Genomic DNA, 16,398 nt, shown 5'->3' on the forward strand with positions numbered 1-16,398 from the left:
GCTGGCTGTCCACAGGGCTCCTTCTTCATGCGCCTCCCTGCAGCGCCGCAGGGTTGGGATGGCTCGGCAGGCGCGGCTGGCCTGCCTTGACACGGCGCACGGGCAGATCGGTCGCCAGGCGTTTCAGGGCGGCCCCCCGGGATGCGGACTGAAAGCCGTGCGGTACTACCAGCACGTCCGTGCGGGCTTCACGCAGGATGCGTTGCGCAACGCTCTCGAACAGCCAGTCTGCCCACCGGGACGCGGGATGCTTGCCCACCACGATCAGGTCGGCCCCGGCCCCTTGCTGCGCTACCAGCACCTGCCGCGCCGGGTCGCCCCGGCCGACGGAGGATGAAAGCCGGTTGCGCCGCGCATCGTACGAGTCGGTCAGCGTGAACATGCGGTCCTGCGCATGGCGCCTGCACTGCTCGCGGTAGATCTGGATGGCGCGTTCCGACACTTCGGCATAACGCAGCTTGCCCTCATTGGCAGTGCTGACGGCATGGAACAGTTCCACACGTGCGCGGGGGTGGAGCGCCAGGCCCAGCTCCACCAGGCGATGCGAAGCCTGAGAAAAGTCTACCGCCACCGTCAGGCTCTGGTAGGGCTGTGCCGCTGCGCTACGCACCACGATCACGGGGCGCTGGCAGGCACGGAGCAACTGGATGGCAGGGTGCGCGACGAACCAGGCCCGCAACCCGCGCTGCGGGGCCATGCCCCACACCACCAGGTCGTGACCCGCTGCCGCGCGGGCGATATCCGCCACCGAGCAATCCATGCGTGTTCCGGCATGAACAGAAATCTGGTGGCGCTGCCGAATCTGCAGCGCATGGTGCGACAGTCGCACGGCCACGTCGGGTGGCGGCACTTCGCCGGGTTGGGAGAGATACACCAGCTGCAACGCAGCCCGATGCTCTGCGCCCAGCAGCGCCGCACGCGCCAGCGCGTGCCCTCCCTGTTCGGAGAAATCGGTGACGGCAAGGATGGAACGAGGGGTCATGGGGGTACGTCCTTCTGTGGTGAACAACGCGCACTCCTCCAACGGCTGCCAATGCGATTGGCGCCGGTCTGGTGAGAAGTGATCTGGTGGTACGGCCCGCAGCGGGCCGGCGTGCAAAGGCGACTAGGTGAGGTAGTCGCCCGTGGCCTCGGGCTGGTACTGGATGTTCTCGATGGTGGCGGAGCACTCTTCGCCATGGGGCGTTTGCCAACGGGCCACGTCCCCGGCCCGCAAGCCCAGCAGGCTGATGCCGACCGGCGACAGCACCGAGATGAAGCCCGCCGCAGGCTCGGCGTCCTGCGGGTAGCACAGGGTCAGCACCTGGCGCCGGTGGGTGTGCTGGTCCACCAGCTCCACGCGTGAATTCATGGTGACCACGTCGGCCCGCACGGTGCGCGGGCTGGTGATATCGGCGTTGGCCAGCAGGTCGTCCAGCAAGGGGGCTGGCCGGTTGCCGACCAGCTTGGTCAGGCGCGAATAGTCCAGGTCGGTGAGCGTGCGCTCGCCAGGGGTCACAACTGCATGCATACAAAGCACTCCATCGAATGCGGCGGTGCCCCGTGGGGACAAGACGGCCGCTACCGCGCTTGGCTGGTGCCCGGCGGTGGATGGTTGCGCTACAAGGGGATGAGGAGAGAGGGTGCCGCCGGGCTCAGGAATGTGCTGGCGTCAGCTGACGACGCGCGTTCTTCTTGGCCACCGCTCGCGCGCAGGCCGCTGCGCGGGGCAGCACAGCCAGGGCGGCAAAAGGGCAAACCAGAAGAGTCGTCATGGGCCCGAGTGTAGGCAACACGGGCGGTTCTGGGGGCAATAGCCCCAGGGTTCTTGCCAGATACCCGGCGGCTGGGTGGCCAATCTTTGTCGCCACCAGGGACCACCCAGAGCGTCACGCCAGCTGGGTGGCCCCTGCGCGGCGTACTCAGGCCACTTGCGGCAGGTAGCTGGGTCGCGTGGCTGTCATCGCGAGCTTGACATGCTGTGTGAGCTCATCGGCCAGCACCTCGTCCGCGCCTGCTTCCAGGCCATCCAGCGCGCGCCGAACGATCTGAACCGGGCTGGTCTTGGGCACGTCAAAGCCGCGCGTCAGGTCGGTATCCACATATGCCATGTGCAGGCCCAGGACCTGCGTGTTTTGCGCGGCCAGCTCATGGCGCAGTGCATTGGTGAGCGACCAGGCCGCAGACTTGCTGGCCGAGTAAGCAGCCAGCTCGCCGCCATTCACCCACGACGCCACAGACAGCACGTTGAGCAGCGCCCCGCCTCCGTTGGACTGTAGGACCGGGGCAAAGGCTTTGCTGACACGCAGCACGCCAAAGACATTGGTCTCAAAGATGCGGCGCATCACCTCTTCGCTGTCGGCCGCCAGAAACCCGCCGGGCTGGGCGATGCCCGCGTTGTTGATCACCAAACTCACGTCAGACGCCTGCGCGGCGGCGGCCGCCACCTCTTCGGGGTTGTTGACGTCCAGGCGCAAAGCCTGCACGCCGGGTTGCGGGACGATGGTGGACGGATCGCGCGCGGCGGCGTAGACCTTGCGCGCACCGCGTGCGAGCAACTCGCGAACAAAGGCCAGGCCAATGCCGCGATTGGCACCGGTGACGAGGACAACAGCGTTTTCGATCTTCATGGGAATCTCCAAGGTTGGGGTGGGACTGAACAGGGATATGCACGGGCTGTGCAAGGGATGGATATGGAGTGAGGGCTCGATAGGTGCGAGACGGACGCGAGACGGGTGCGAGGCAGCAGTAAGCGAGCAGCTCAGCGCACCTTGACGACGACCTTGCCCTTGGCACGGCCGGTTTCCACGTAGGCGATGGCTTCGTTGGTTGCGTCGAAGGGAAACACCTTGTCGATCACCGGGCGGATGGCCCCTGCATCCACCAGACGCGTGATCTCCTGCAGCTGGCTGCCCTGTGCACGCATGAACAGGAACGAGTAGCCAATGCCCAGCACTTGGGCACGGCGCCGGGTACCGGCGCTCAACAGCCGGAACACCATCCGCAAGAAGCCCGACGCATGAAGGGTTTCGCCGAATGCGGGATCGGGCGGGCCCGAGACGGAGACAAGTTGGCCTCCGCGCTTGAGCACACGCAGGGACTTGGCCAGCGCCTTGCTGTCCTGGCTGTGCAGCACCACGTCATAGTTGCGCAGCACGTTCTCAAAATCTTGCTGGCGGTAGTCGATGACAACGTCCGCGCCCAGGCTTTGGACCAGTGCGGCACTGCCCGCGCCGGCGGTGGTGGCCACGGTGGCGCCCAAGTGCTTGGCCAGCTGGATGGCGATGCTGCCCAGCCCCCCCGACCCCGCCTGGATGAAAACCTTCTGCCCTTTGATGACCTGGGCCTTCTCCACCAGCGCCTGCCATGCCGTCAAGCCCACCAGCGGGATCGACGCTGCCTCTTCCATGGTCAGGCTGCGGGGCTTGAAGGCCAGCGAAGACTCCTTGACCGCAATCAGCTCCGCAAAGGTGCCGATGTGAAAGTCGTCCGCCCGGGCATAGACCTCGTCCCCCGGCTTGAACTGCCGCACGCGCGGCCCTACCCGCACCACCACGCCCGCCACATCGTGCCCGAGGATGAGCGGCATCTTGTAAGGCAGGAGGAGCTTGAACTCACCATCTCGGATCTTGGCGTCGAGCGGGTTGACGCCCGCTGCATGGACCTCCACCAGCACCTCATCGTCGCGCAGGGAGGGAGCAGGAACATCGGCAGGCCGGAGTACGCCCTTTTTGGCATAGCGATCCAGAACAAACGCTTTCATGGGGTTTCCTTTGCTGCAAGGGATTGCATGGCTGCACAGCAATGCCACGCGGACTGGCGAGGCTCCACCAAAAACGCCGTCCATCCATGACGCGCCAGATGCTGTGCAGAGTTTGGCCCGCAATTTCGCATGATAAACATCATATGTAATGATAAAAAAATGCGTGCCATCGCACGATCAAGAAGAGGCTGGGTGTGAATCCGCGTTATGCCGTTTCCGCCGGCAACAGGTGCTTGAGCGCGGCTTCGCGCAGGCTGTCGGACAGCGCGGCGTCGTCCACAGCACGGGCAAGCACGAGCGCTCCCACCATGGTGGACAAGGTGACAAGCGCTTGCTCATGGGTTTCTGGCTGGCCCCACTGGGGTGACTGGCGCGCAATCAGATCGACCATTTCCTTGATGTGCCGGGTGGAGACGCGCCGCACCTCAGGCGACTGGCGCGAGGTTTCGGAGCCCAACGCGGCCAGAGGGCAACCCGTTTCGATGCTCTCGACATGTTCGCGCGAAAGGTAGGCTTTGAGCACGGTTGCCATCGCCTGCGAGGCGGGCTCCCCCGCCACAGCGCCCGCCACCGTCGCCACAGACTGAGCGCACGCCTGCGTTGCCGCTTCGGCCAGCATGGCCTCGCGAGACTCGAAGTGCGCATAGAAGGCGCCATGCGTCAGGCCTGCTTCCTTCATGATGTCCGCAACCCCGGTGCCATGGTAGCCCTGACGACGGATCGCCCGCGCCGCCACCGACACGATGCGCTCATGGGTCGCTTCTTTGGCGGCGGCTCGAGCATTGGACTGTTTATTTCGCATGATGTTCATCATACATAAATTCACCATCCAGTGCAACTGCGCTTCGTCCACGGGGTTACACACACGCCCGTGCATCGTTCCCCCCCAAAAAAACAGGCCCTTGTGGGGCCTGGAATGCGAGCAGTGCCATCAACAGGTACGTGATGGGCAGTCAAAAAGAAGGCGGGCTGCGGCCGTCTTGATGAGCCCCAGCCCTCCCCTCCTGCGATGCGACCGTTTCCAAACGAGCTATTTGCCTGTCGCAGTCTTCATCCAGAGCACCGCAGCCCCCCGCACGCAGCGGGTCGCCTCAAGCGCCCGCTTTGTGCGCGATTCAGCCGCAACACCAGTGATGACGGCGGGCAGTGCTCCCTCACAGCTTGGCGATGGACACCTCCGTGGACTTGACCAGTGCGACCACATCGGAACCCACGACCAGGCCCAGGTCGTCCACCGAACGGGTGGTGATGACGGAGGTGACGATGCCCCAGGGGGTTTCGACATCGACCTCAGAGACGACATCACCGCGAATGATCTCGCGCACTTTGCCCTTGAACTGGTTGCGTACGTTGATGGCTTGAATGGACATGGGGTTCTCCTTGAATAGTCCGTTGAAAAATGAAAACAGTGGGTGAGAGAAACAGAAAAATCACACCGCCCAGCGAAGGCCATGCGCTGGCACACCTGGCCATGGCGCCTCGTGTGCGGGGTCGCCATCGGGCTTTTGCAGCACGCGGTCCAGGATGCGTTTTTCGATGGCAGCAAACGCGGCGTCACCGTGCGAACGGGGGCGTGGCAGGTCGATGCGCTGGTCCAGCGCGATCTGGCCGTCTTCGATCAGGATCACGCGGTCGGCCAGGGCCACGGCCTCTTGCACGTCGTGGGTGACCAGCAATGCCGTAAAGCCGCTGGTGCGCCACAGGCCTTCAATGAGGCGGTGCATCTCGATGCGGGTCAGTGCGTCGAGCGCACCAAGGGGTTCGTCCAGCAGCAGCAGGCGCGGGTTGTGCACCAGCGCACGCGCCAGGGCCACGCGCTGGCGCTGGCCGCCCGACAGGCGTGCCGGCCATTCGCCCAGCCGGTCGCCCAGGCCCACGCGCGCCAGCACATCGGCCGCGGCTCCGCGCCGCTCGGGCGGCAGGCCCAGGGCCACGTTGTCAGCCACACGCTTCCAGGGCAAGAGGCGCGAGTCCTGGAACATGATGCGGGTGTCACCGCTCAGGCCTGTGATGTCCTGGCCGTCCAGGCGGATCGCACCGCCAGAGACTGACTCCAGGCCCGCCACCAGGCGCAGCAGCGTGCTCTTGCCGCAGCCACTGCGGCCCACAATCGCAACGAACTGGCCGGGTTCAATCGTGAGTTCGGTCTTCTTGAGGACATCGCGCGTGCCGTAGCGCTTGTCCACACTGCGCACTTCCAGGCGCACGCCCTGCGCTGTGTTGGGATCGTTCTGGCTCATGGCATCAGGCTCCGGGTTTGAAGAGAGGCACATCGAGGGCATTCACGCGCCTGGGCAACAACTTTTCGGCCAAAAAGGCGTCCGCAATGCGCTGTTGCTCGGCAAGGGCCGTGGGCACCACGGCGCGCACCTCATAGCTGCGGCGACTATTGGCCAGCTCGATCACGCCCGCATCCAGCCCCCACACCGGTGCCAGCAGCGCGGCTGCGTCCTTGGGACTTTGCTTGACCCAGGCACCGGCCTTCTGCAGCTCGTGGAAGAACACACCGAGTACATCGGGTCGGGCCTTGGCATAGGGAGTCCCGGCCAGGTAATAGCGCTGGTAAGACGCCAGCTCACGCCCGTCGGCCAGCACCCGTACCGCCGACTGCTTTTGCACGGCGGCCAGGAACGGGTCCCACACCACCCAGGCGTCAATGGCGCCACGCTCGAAGGCTGCACGGCCGTCGGCCGGCGTGAGGTAGGCGGGCTCGATGTCCTTGAACGTCAGGCCGGACTTCTCCAGCGCTGCAATAAGCAAGAAGTGCACGCCCGCCGCCTTGGCAAAACCGATCTTCTTGCCCTTGAGGTCGGCCACGGTCTTGATGGGCGAATCGGCACGCACCACGATGGCCTGGGCGGCGGGCGATGGCGATTCCTGCGCCACGAAGGTCAGGTTGGCGCCGGCTGCCTGGGCGAAGACGGGCACGGTGTCGGCCACGTCGGCACTGACATCGATGTTGCCCAGGTTCAGGGCTTCGAGCAAAGGCAGGCCACTGGTGAACTCGTGCCACGAGACCTTGACGTTCAGCGGTGCCAGCAATTGCTCCAGCGTACCCCGTGTTCGCAGGATGGTGGTGAGCGTGGATGATTTCTGCAAACCAATGCGCAAGGTCTCCGGCTTGCCTTGCGCCGCAGCCAGGCCGCTGGCCAGGGCCGCAAGGGCACCGAGCACGGTGCGCCGATGAATCAGGAAAGGAAGGGTCATGGTCGTGATGAATGCGTTGTAGGAATGTCGGAGTCAGGGCCCCGCAGCTCAAGCCGTCTGGTAGCCGGGGTGCCAGCGCAACCAGTAGCGCTCCAGCCCCTTGGCAAACACGTCAGCCAGCTTGCCCAGCAACGCGTACAGCAAGATGCCCACGAGCACGATGTCGGTTTGCAGGAACTCACGCGCATTCATCGTGAGGTAGCCAATACCCGCCTGTGCCGAAATGGTCTCTGCCACGATGAGGATCACCCACATCAGGCCGAGCGAGAAGCGCAGTCCCACCAGGATGCTCGACAAGGCGCCGGGCAGAATGATCTGGCGGTACAGCTGCCAGCGCCCCAGTCCGTAGGTGCGGCCCATCTCAATCAAGCCCGGGTCCACATTGCGGATGCCGTGGAAGGTGTTGAGATAGATCGGGAAGAACACCGACACGCTGATGAGGAAAAGCTTGGCCGACTCGTCGATGCCGAACCACAGGATCACCAGCGGAATCAGCGCCAGCGCAGGGATGTTGCGCACCATCTGGATGGTGGAGTCGAGCAGCGTCTCGAACAGCTTGACCGAGCCGGTGAGCAGACCCAGCAGCAATCCCAGCCCGCCCCCGATGGCCAGACCCGCCAGCGCCCGGCCTGCGCTGACCTTGACGTGGGTCCACAGCTCGCCGGACAGGGTCAACGTCCAGGCTGCCTTCACCACTTCCAGCGGTGCAGGCAACACGCGGGTGGAAAGCCAGCCCGAAGAAGAGGCGATCTGCCACAACACGATGAGCCCTACAGGCACGGCCCAGGGCAGCAGACGCTGCGCCACGTTGGCCACAAAGCGGACCAGCGACGCTGGGAGCAAAGGCCCTTCGAGCGGGAGATCGACGGAGTCCGCCACAGGCGATATCTGCAGCTCTCGGGTGGTCTGTGTCATGGTGTGATGTCCTGTTCGTTATCGGGCTCCAGGAACTCCAGCTGGTTACCCGCCGGGTCCTTGACGTAAAAGCGCAGGTAGCCGGGCAGCGCGCGGTTTTCCACCAGTGGCAGCTCGGCCTGCAGCAGGCGGTGGCGCAGCGCGGGCAGGTCCTGCACCTCGAAGGCCAGGTGCGACACCGCAGGCGCCGGTTGCCAGTGCTCGGTAGGCACCAGATCGATGCGCTGGGTGCCCGCAGCAAACCGCAGCGTGTTACCGGCCTGCAGGCGCACCTCGGGCAGGCCCAGCAGGCTGGCGTAAAAGCGCCGGATGGGCGCCTCGGCCCCAGCCGGGAAGGCCAGTTGCACGTGGTTGATGGACTGGATGCTCATGGCATATCTCCTGCGGTGCCGATTCAGCTTTGCGACGCACGGGGCACAAAGTCATTGGCCACGGTCTCGCCAAACGGCCCCAGCGGGTTGCCGCCAGAGAGCTTCTCGCGCACGCCCACGGGCAGCAGCGGGAACACCAGCTCGGCAAACCGGTAAGCCTCTTCCAGGTGCGGGTAGCCCGAGAGCACAAAGGTGTCCAGCCCCAGCGCCGCGTATTCCTCGATGCGCGCCGCCACCGTTTCCGGGTCACCCACCAGCGCCGTGCCCGCACCACCGCGCACCAGGCCCACACCAGCCCACAGGTTGGGGCTGATCTCCAGGTCGGCGCGGCTGCGCTTGACGCCACCCGCATGCAGCTGTGCCATGCGGCGCTGGCCTTCGGAATCCATGCGTGAGAACACCGCCTGGGCACGCGCCACGGTCACGTCGTCCACATGGCTGATGAGTTCTTCTGCAGCGGCCCAGGCCTGGTCTTCGGTTTCGCGCACGATGACGTGCAGGCGGATGCCAAACTTGACCGTGCGGCCCCGCTTTGCAGCGCGGGCGCGCACGTCGGCCACCTTCTTGGCCACTTCGGCGGGGGGTTCACCCCAGGTCAGGTAGGTCTCCACCTGCTCGGCCGCCAGGTCGTGGGCGGCGTCGGACGACCCACCGAAATACACCGGTGGGTGCGGCTGCTGCAAGGGCGGAAACAGCAGCTTTGCGCCCTTCACCGTGAGGTGCTTGCCCTCGTAGTCGAGGCTTTCGCCCTGGTGGCTGCGCGTGAGGATTTCTCGCCAGATGCGGATGAACTCGGCCGACTGCTCGTAGCGCGTGGCGTGGTCCAGAAACACGCCGTCGCCCTCCAGCTCGGCCTGGTCGCCCCCGGTCACCAGGTTGATGAGCAGTCGCCCGCCCGAGAGCCGGTCGAACGTGGCGGCCATGCGTGCAGCCAGTGCGGGCTGGTGCAGGCCGGGGCGCACAGCCACCAGGAACTTGAGCTTCTTGGTCACGGCAAGCAGGCTGGACGCGACCACCCACGGGTCTTCGCAGGAGCGGCCGGTGGGGATCAGAACGCCCTCGTAGCCCAGGCTGTCAGCGGCAACCGCCACCTGTTGGAGGTAGTCATGGCTGAGCTGGCGTGCGCCTTTGGCAGTGCCAAGGTAGCGGCTGTCGCCGTGGGTGGGAATGAACCAGAAGATTTGCATGGGACAGGTCTTTTCAAAACGGGATCTCAACGAGGTCCGAACGAAATCAGTAGGAGATGGCAAAGCCGAACTGGGGCGAGCGCAAGACCGCGCGCCGCTGCTGACCGTCCAGCCCCCAGGCGGTGGCCGTGACGCACAGAACGCGTCGCAGCTGGGCGTGCAACGGGAAAGGCATGGGCGCAGGCATGGCAAGCTCCTTGGAACGTGTTTGTGGTCTGGGTGGTGGGGTTACAGCAGATCGACCGGCGCGGCGTGCAGCAGGTTGAGCTTTTTGGGGATCAGCTTCAGGTCGAAGAAGGTGTCGGCAATGCCTTGCTGCTCGGCCAGGATCTCGCGCGTGACCGGGGCGGTGCCGAACTGCGCGCGGTTCAGGTACAGCTCGGTGATGGACTTGTCCAGCCCCAGCACGGCAGAGAGCTCTGCGGCTGCAGCCGCCTTGTTCTTGGACGCCCAGGTGTCAATCGCGTTGACCTCTTCAATCGCAATGCGCAACACATCGGTGTTCTTGGTCGCGAAGTCGCGCGAGGTGAAGTAATAGGCGCGGTTGTTGACCACACCCGTGGCGTCGGCCAGCAGGCGGGCATCCAGCGTCTTCTGGGCGGCAGCGAGGAACGGGTCCCAGATGATCCAGGCATCGACAGCGCCCTTTTCAAACGCGGCGCGCGCGTCGGCTGGGGCCAGGAAGACAGACTGCACGTCGCCGTATTTCAGGCCGTTCTTCTCCAGCAGCTTGACAAGGAAATACTGCACGTTGGAGCCCTTGTTGTAGGCCACGCGCTTGCCCTTGAGGTCGGCCACGCTGCGGATCGGGGAGTCCTTGGGCACGATCACGGCCTCCAGCGCGGGGCGCGGCACCGTGGCGCCAGCGTAGACCAGCGGCGCGCCAGCGGCCTGGGCGAAGATGGGCGGGGCTTCGCCCACATCGCCAAAGTCGATGGACCCGACGTTGAGCGCTTCCAGCTGCACAGGGCCGGCGTTGAACTCGGTCCAGGTGACCTTCACGCCCAGCGGGGCCAGTCGCTTTTCGAGCGTGCCACGGCCCTTGAGGATGGAAAGCCAGCCTTTTTGGTGGCCCACGCGCAGCACGCGGCCGGGCGCAGTCGTTTGTGCAAGGGCCGGGGCCCCCGTGACGCCGAGAGCGGCGGCGGCCAGACCGGTGAGCAGCGCCTGGCGGCGATGAAGAGAGAAATGTGTCGTCATGGTGATGGTTTGTTTCTAGAAAAATGGGGCGGCAAAAAGAGGCCAAGACTGCGGGAATTCAGCCCGCGACAGGCACCACCGGCATGAGCAAGAAGGCACCGATGACCACGAGCGAGGCCACCACCAGCAAGGCAACACCCAGCCAGCGCAGGGCGTCGCGCAAACCCAGGGGTCGGTCTTCAAGGACCGATGGAGCCTGTGGCTTTGCGGACAGAGGGATTGCGTCACCGGACATGAACAGCACCTTTTTTTGTACAAGCAGGCAACAGCCCGCCCTGCCTGCGCTCAGCGGGCATTACCAGGAAAACAATGGAAAGGAGGAAGGCGGGCGGAGCGTGGGCACCTGCGGCCAGGGCCGCAGGCGCGTGGTCCGTCAGACGCTACATCGCACTTGCGAGAAATGCACGGGTGCGAACCGTGTGGCCTGGGCGGGCGATGGGCGAAGGGTTTCGGTGACCAGCACGTTCACCGCGTCATCCAGCCGGGCGGCAATGTCGGCCTGCACGTGGTAGGTGCCCTCAGGCGTCAGCGTGACCTGGGCGTCGGTGGCATAGATGCCGGGCAGGATGCTCTTGGCACCCAGCGACTGCAGCACGGGGCGCAGCGCGTAGTCCAGCGCCAGCATGTGGTGCGGGCTGCCGCCCGTGGCCAGGGGCAGCACGGTCTTGCCCTTGAGTGCTGTCTGCGGCAACAAATCCAGAAACACCTTGAGCACGCCGCTGTACGCCGCCTTGTAGACAGGCGTAGCCACCACCAGCACGCTGGCATCTGCCACCTGGTCAATCGCCTTCACCACGGTGGGATGGCCAAAATCGGCCAGCAACAGCGCCTGGGGCGACAGGTCGCGGATATGGACGCGATCCACCAGCGCGCCGCGCACCGACAGGCGCTGGGCCACGGCGTCGAGCAAGGCGGCGGAGCGGGAGCGCTCTGAAGGGCTACCAGCGATGAGCAAGGCGGACATGGTGTTGGTTCCTTTGTTACTACTGTTTTGATAGCTACCAGCGCATAACGGACTAGCGCTTGAGCTTGTTTTTCTTATAAAAAGGACAAACAACGCCCCGCCCGGCCCGTTGGGGCCAGGGTTCTTCCATGGAGGCTGGAGCATCGCCCCAGCCACCTTTGGGGCGGTTGGGCCTGCTTACTTGCGCGTGTAGATCTGATCGAAACTCGCGTTGTCCGCAAAATGGTCCTTGGCAGCCTTGTCCCAGCCACCAAACGCGTCGTTGATCGTGAACAGGTTCAGCTTGGGGAACTGCTTGGCGTACTTGGCCTTGGCTTTGTCAGAGACTGCGGGGCGGTAAAAATGTTTGCCCGCAATGTTCTGGCCTTCTTCGGTGTACAGGTACTGCAGATAGGCCTCGGCCACGGCACGCGTGCCCTTCTTGTCCACGTTCTTGTCCACCACCGACACGGCGGGCTCTGCCAGGATGGAGATGGACGGCGCGATCACGTCGAACTTGGTGCCGAATTCCTTTTCGAGCAGGTAGGCCTCGTTCTCCCACGCAATCAGCACGTCGCCCTGGTTGCGCTGCGCAAACGTGATGGTGGAGCCGCGTGCGCCGGTGTCGAGCACGGGCACGTTGCCGTACAGCTTGGCCACGAAGTCCTTGGCCTTGGCGTCGCCACCGTACTTGCGCTTGGCAAATTCCCACGCTGCCAGGTAGTTCCAGCGCGCACCGCCCGAGGTCTTGGGGTTGGGCGTGATCACTTTCACATCGGGGCGCACCAGGTCGTCCCAGTCTTTGATGCCCTTGGGGTTGCCCTGGCGCACCACCAGCACGATGGTGGAGGTGTAGGGCGAGCTGTTGTGCGGCAGGCGCTTTTGCCAGTCTTTCGGGATCCAGCCTCCGTTGGTGTGCAGCGCATCGGTGTCGCCCGCCAGCGCCAGGGTGGCCACGTCGGCGTCCAGCCCGTCGATGATGGAGCGCGCCTGCTTGCCCGAGCCGCCGTGGCTTTGCTTGATGGTCACGTCCTGGCCGGTCTTGGCCTTCCAGTGCTTGGCAAACGCCTGGTTGAACTCAACGTACAGCTCGCGGGTCGGGTCGTACGACACATTGAGCAGCGTCACAGACTGTGCAAACGACGGCAATGCCGTCAGGGCCAAACTGCTCACCAGGGCAGCGGCGAAGGGAAACTTGATAAAGTCGCGGCGAAAGTTCATGGAAGGGCCTCTTTTTTGTGAATGTGTTGCGGTGCAAATCACCGATGGAACGCATTCTGGAAGGCCCTCTTCAAAACTGGAACTACTGAGATTTCAGTTCTTAATATCCAAATCATCTGAGCGAAGCCTTTTTCGCTCGCCCCACACCAAGGACATCCCATGGCACGCACCGTTCAATGCATCAAGCTCGGCAAAGAAGCCGAAGGCCTCGACTTTCCGCCCTACCCTGGCGAGCTGGGCAAGCGCATCTGGGAAAGCGTGAGCAAGGAAGCCTGGGCCGGCTGGCTCAAGCACCAGACCATGCTGGTCAATGAAAACCGCCTGAACCTGGCGGATGCGCGGGCCCGTCAGTACCTGGCACGCCAGATGGAAAACCACTTTTTTGGTGGCGGCGCAGACGCCGCGGCGGGCTACGTCCCGCCCAGCGCGTAACGGAGCGACGCGAAGTGCAGCGCTGCAAAAAGTGGTTTCGCTAAAACCATTTCTTCGGCGGCGGCGCAGACGCCGCGGCGGGCTACGTCCCGCCCAGCGCGTAACGGAGCGACGCGAAGTGCAGCGCTGCAAAAAGTGGTTTCGCTAAAACCATTTCTTTGGCGGCGGCGCAGACGCCGCGGCGGGATACGTCCCGCCCGGCACGTGACGCAGCGCAACACACCCCGGAGCGGTTCGCGGTAAAAACCGCCTTCTCTTTCCAACAGGCCGGCGCCACGCCGGCCTTTTGCCGTTTCCATGACTGAACCCATCGAGTGGCTGCCGGATGGCACCCCCTACAGCCCCCGCTTCGGCGACCGCTACCACAGCGAAAACGGCGGCCTCACCCAGGCCCGCCGCGTGTTTCTGCACGGCTGTGGCTTGCCCGCGGCCTGGGCGGGGCAATCGCAGTGGCGCATTCTGGAAACCGGGTTTGGCTTTGGCCTGAATTTCCTGGTGACCTGGGCCGCCTGGCGCGCCGACCCGAAGCGCCCCACGCTGCTGCACTTCGTATCGACAGAAGCCTGGCCCGTGAGTGCAGCCGACCTGCTGCGCGCCACCTCGGTCCACCCCGAGCTGGCGCCGCTGGCTGAGGCATTGCATCGCCAGTGGTGGGGCCTGCTGCCGGGCGTGCACCGCCTGCGGTTTGATGAAGGCCGGGTGCTGCTCACCCTGTATGTGGGCGACACCCAGGCCATGCTGCGCCAGCAGAACCTGACGGTGGACTCCATCTACCTCGACGGCTTCAGCCCCCAGCGCAACCCCGAAAGCTGGGACCTGCACACGCTGAAAGCCGTGGCGCGCTCTTGCCGTCGCGGTACACAGCTCGCCACCTGGACCATCGCACGCGCCGTGCGCGATGCCCTGGCGCAATGTGGCTTTGAAGTGACCCGCGTGCCCGGCGTGCCGCCCAAGCGCGACAACCTGCACGCCACCTACAACCCACGCTGGGAGCCGCGCACCCCGCGCCAGCCCGGGGCAACGCCGGAACCCTCTCTGCCCGGCCCCTGCATCGTGATCGGTGGCGGCATTGCAGGTGCCGCCGCCGCCGCCAGCCTGGCCCGACGCGGCTGGCAGGTCACGGCACTGGACCAGGCCGCCGAGCCCGCCGCAGGCGCGTCCGCCCTGCCCGTCGGGGTCTTCGCGCCCCATGTGTCGCCCGACGACAGTGTGCTGTCGCGCCTGTCGCGCAGCGGCATCCGCTCCACGCTGGAGCAGGCCCGCTGGTTGCTGAACGAGGGGGTGGACTGGGCGCATTGCGGCGCGCTGGAGCATCGCACTGACGGCAGCCCTGGCCTGTCACCCGATTGGACACAAGGGCCGGGTGCCGCCTGGAGCGAGCCTGCGCCCCCGGCAGCCCTGGCTGCTGCCCAGTTACCGCCCGACGCAACCGCCTGCTGGCACCACCAGGCGGGCTGGGTGCGCCCGGCGCGCCTGGCCAGGGCCCTGCTGGGCCAGCCTGGCATCCAATGGCGGGGGAATTGCGCGGTGGCCCAGCTGCGGCGCGTGGAGACACCCGCCACGGCACACAGCCCGGCCATCACCGCCTGGCAGGCACTCGATGCCCAGGGCCAGGTGCTGGCCGAGGCGCCCACCGTGGTCATTGCCGCAGGCGCAGGCAGCCCGGCACTGCTGAACCATCGCTGGCCCCTGCAGCCGGTGCGCGGCCAGGTGTCGTGGGGCGTGCATGCCGACCCGGCAGCGCCGCTGCTGCCATTGATTCCGTTCCCGGCCAACGGCAACGGCAACCTGGTGCCCCATTTCCCCACGGGCGATCAAGCCGACGACGGCCAAGGCTGGGTGATGGGCTCGACGTTCGAACGCGATGTGCAGGCCCTGCCGCCCAGCGCAGCCGACATCCACACCGCCCATGCCACCAACTGGGCCAAGCTGCAGGGCCTGCTGCCCGGCATCGCGCGCCAGCTGGAGCCTTTGTTCACCCAGGCGCTGGCCATGTCGGCGCCTCAGCCCGCCCCGGGCGAGTCCCCCGCTCTGCGCACATGGGCCGCCGTGCGCTGCACCGCGCCCGACCGGCTGCCTCTCGTGGGCCCGGTGGATGCGGTCCACCTGCCGGGCCTGTGGGCCAGCACGGCCATGGGCGCGCGGGGATTGACACTGGCGCTGTTGTGCGGCGAACTGCTGGCTGCCCGAGTGCAGGGCGAGCCCCTGCCGCTCGACGCTAAGCTGGCCCGGGCCTTGGGCACTGAGCGTTTGTAAGCGGTTCAAAAGCCTTTTGGAAAACCACACCAGCACTTGCTTATAAGCAAATAGGCATATTGGCAGAGCAAAACAATAGTTTGCATCCATAAGCACGTCCCCTACATTCACCCCCATGCATGAATTGGCGTTTGTTTTTGCGGGCTTTGCCGTCGGGCTCGTCGTTGGCCTGACCGGTGTGGGCGGCGGCTCGCTCATGACGCCGATCCTGATCTTCTTCTTCGGCATCAAGCCCCACATGGCGGTCGGCACCGACCTGCTGTTTGCGGCCTTCACCAAAATGGGCGGCACCGTGAGCCTGGCCCGCCAACGGCTGGTGCCCTGGAAAGTGGTGGGCCAGTTGTGCGCCGGCAGCATTCCGGCGGCGCTGCTGGCGCTGTGGGCGCTGAAAGTCCTGGGGCCCGCCAGCGGCACGGCGCAGGCCATCATGACCACCACGCTGGGCTTTGCCTTGCTGCTCACGGCGGCGGCCACGCTTTACAAGGTGGTGGCGTTTTCTGCCCAGCGCCAGGCGGCTGAAGCCGCTGCCCGCAAAAGCCACACCGGAGACCCCACCCGCCCCCGCCACTGGAGCCTGCCCGTGTTGCTGGGCGCCGTGATTGGCACGCTGGTGACCTTTACCTCGGTGGGCGCAGGCGCCATCGGCGTCACGGTGCTGTTGCTCGTCTACCCCATGCTGCCGCTGCCACGCATCATCGGTGCCGACATTGCCTACGCCGTGCCGCTGACCCTGGTGGCGGGCCTGGGCCACGCATCCCTGGGCTCGGTGGACTGGCCTTTGCTTGCACAATTGCTGGCTGGCTCGCTGCCGGGCATCTGGCTGGGCTCTCGCCTCGTCGCCCGTACCCCTGAGCGCCTGATTCGCTCCGCCTTGTCCATTCTGCTGGCCTGGGCAGGCTTCAAACTGATTCTGATCTGAGCCCC

Annotated in this window: 19 protein-coding genes; 3 read left to right on the forward strand and 16 right to left on the reverse strand. The window is 65.4% G+C overall.

Features of this window, described 5'->3' with window-relative positions; genetic code table 11:
- Positions 1-25: 25 nt before the first annotated feature.
- From C8C96_RS17795 to C8C96_RS17860, 16 genes are all read right to left on the reverse strand, one after another.
- The gene (locus tag C8C96_RS17795; protein ID WP_121943169.1) at positions 26-982 is read right to left on the reverse strand and encodes a universal stress protein; all 957 of its coding nucleotides are present in this window, start codon (positions 980-982) and stop codon (positions 26-28) included.
- Positions 983-1,105: 123 nt separating this feature from the next.
- A complete protein-coding gene (locus C8C96_RS17800; RefSeq protein WP_121943170.1) occupies positions 1,106-1,510 on the reverse strand; it encodes a GreA/GreB family elongation factor in 405 nt (134 codons plus the stop codon).
- A gap of 391 nt (positions 1,511-1,901) precedes the next feature.
- Positions 1,902-2,609 (reverse strand): SDR family oxidoreductase, encoded by a 708-nt coding sequence (locus C8C96_RS17805; protein ID WP_056744276.1) that lies wholly within the window; start codon positions 2,607-2,609, stop codon positions 1,902-1,904.
- A 131-nt stretch (positions 2,610-2,740) separates the two neighbouring features.
- Positions 2,741-3,742 (reverse strand): NADP-dependent oxidoreductase, encoded by a 1,002-nt coding sequence (locus tag C8C96_RS17810; protein WP_121943171.1) that lies wholly within the window; start codon positions 3,740-3,742, stop codon positions 2,741-2,743.
- 205 nt (positions 3,743-3,947) lie between these two features.
- Complete coding sequence (locus C8C96_RS17815; RefSeq protein ID WP_121943172.1) at positions 3,948-4,556, reverse strand: TetR/AcrR family transcriptional regulator; 609 nt, start codon at positions 4,554-4,556, stop codon at positions 3,948-3,950.
- Positions 4,557-4,896: 340 nt separating this feature from the next.
- Positions 4,897-5,112: a molybdopterin-binding protein gene (locus tag C8C96_RS17820; protein WP_015013774.1), complete on the reverse strand. Its 216-nt coding sequence runs from the start codon at positions 5,110-5,112 to the stop codon at positions 4,897-4,899.
- Between the two features lie 60 nt (positions 5,113-5,172).
- The gene (locus C8C96_RS17825; protein WP_121943173.1) at positions 5,173-5,982 is read right to left on the reverse strand and encodes an ATP-binding cassette domain-containing protein; all 810 of its coding nucleotides are present in this window, start codon (positions 5,980-5,982) and stop codon (positions 5,173-5,175) included.
- 4 nt (positions 5,983-5,986) lie between these two features.
- Positions 5,987-6,949, reverse strand: coding sequence for an aliphatic sulfonate ABC transporter substrate-binding protein (locus tag C8C96_RS17830; protein WP_121943174.1), 963 nt, complete (start codon positions 6,947-6,949; stop codon positions 5,987-5,989).
- A gap of 48 nt (positions 6,950-6,997) precedes the next feature.
- Entirely contained in the window at positions 6,998-7,864 is an 867-nt protein-coding gene (gene ssuC, locus C8C96_RS17835) for an aliphatic sulfonate ABC transporter permease SsuC (protein WP_056067463.1), read from the reverse strand.
- Positions 7,861-8,235 (reverse strand): VOC family protein, encoded by a 375-nt coding sequence (locus tag C8C96_RS17840; protein ID WP_056744268.1) that lies wholly within the window; start codon positions 8,233-8,235, stop codon positions 7,861-7,863. Before C8C96_RS17840 ends, ssuC begins: the two co-directional genes overlap by 4 nt.
- Before the next feature lie 23 nt (positions 8,236-8,258).
- On the reverse strand, positions 8,259-9,422 hold the full coding sequence (ssuD, locus tag C8C96_RS17845) for an FMNH2-dependent alkanesulfonate monooxygenase (protein WP_099729974.1): 1,164 nt from the start codon (positions 9,420-9,422) through the stop codon (positions 8,259-8,261).
- A gap of 46 nt (positions 9,423-9,468) precedes the next feature.
- Positions 9,469-9,609 (reverse strand): hypothetical protein, encoded by a 141-nt coding sequence (locus C8C96_RS25050; RefSeq protein ID WP_199737493.1) that lies wholly within the window; start codon positions 9,607-9,609, stop codon positions 9,469-9,471.
- A 41-nt stretch (positions 9,610-9,650) separates the two neighbouring features.
- The gene (locus C8C96_RS17850; RefSeq protein ID WP_116749593.1) at positions 9,651-10,622 is read right to left on the reverse strand and encodes a sulfonate ABC transporter substrate-binding protein; all 972 of its coding nucleotides are present in this window, start codon (positions 10,620-10,622) and stop codon (positions 9,651-9,653) included.
- 58 nt (positions 10,623-10,680) lie between these two features.
- On the reverse strand, positions 10,681-10,857 hold the full coding sequence (locus tag C8C96_RS24885) for a hypothetical protein (RefSeq protein ID WP_158605772.1): 177 nt from the start codon (positions 10,855-10,857) through the stop codon (positions 10,681-10,683).
- Positions 10,858-10,995: 138 nt separating this feature from the next.
- On the reverse strand, positions 10,996-11,586 hold the full coding sequence (ssuE, locus tag C8C96_RS17855) for an NADPH-dependent FMN reductase (protein ID WP_056067455.1): 591 nt from the start codon (positions 11,584-11,586) through the stop codon (positions 10,996-10,998).
- Between the two features lie 177 nt (positions 11,587-11,763).
- Positions 11,764-12,786, reverse strand: coding sequence for a sulfate ABC transporter substrate-binding protein (locus C8C96_RS17860; RefSeq protein WP_121943175.1), 1,023 nt, complete (start codon positions 12,784-12,786; stop codon positions 11,764-11,766).
- Positions 12,787-12,945: 159 nt separating this feature from the next.
- Here C8C96_RS17860 and C8C96_RS17865 point away from each other — a divergent pair, with 159 nt between their 5' ends.
- From C8C96_RS17865 to C8C96_RS17875, 3 genes are all read left to right on the forward strand, one after another.
- Positions 12,946-13,218 (forward strand): oxidative damage protection protein, encoded by a 273-nt coding sequence (locus C8C96_RS17865; RefSeq protein WP_010461281.1) that lies wholly within the window; start codon positions 12,946-12,948, stop codon positions 13,216-13,218.
- A gap of 297 nt (positions 13,219-13,515) precedes the next feature.
- The gene (mnmC, locus tag C8C96_RS17870; protein WP_121943176.1) at positions 13,516-15,474 is read left to right on the forward strand and encodes an FAD-dependent 5-carboxymethylaminomethyl-2-thiouridine(34) oxidoreductase MnmC; all 1,959 of its coding nucleotides are present in this window, start codon (positions 13,516-13,518) and stop codon (positions 15,472-15,474) included.
- Between the two features lie 115 nt (positions 15,475-15,589).
- Positions 15,590-16,393, forward strand: coding sequence for a sulfite exporter TauE/SafE family protein (locus tag C8C96_RS17875; RefSeq protein ID WP_121943177.1), 804 nt, complete (start codon positions 15,590-15,592; stop codon positions 16,391-16,393).
- The last annotated feature ends 5 nt before the right edge of the window (positions 16,394-16,398 follow it).

Source organism: Acidovorax sp. 100 (assembly GCF_003688355.1).
Taxonomy (GTDB): Bacteria; Pseudomonadota; Gammaproteobacteria; order Burkholderiales; family Burkholderiaceae_C; genus Acidovorax; species Acidovorax delafieldii.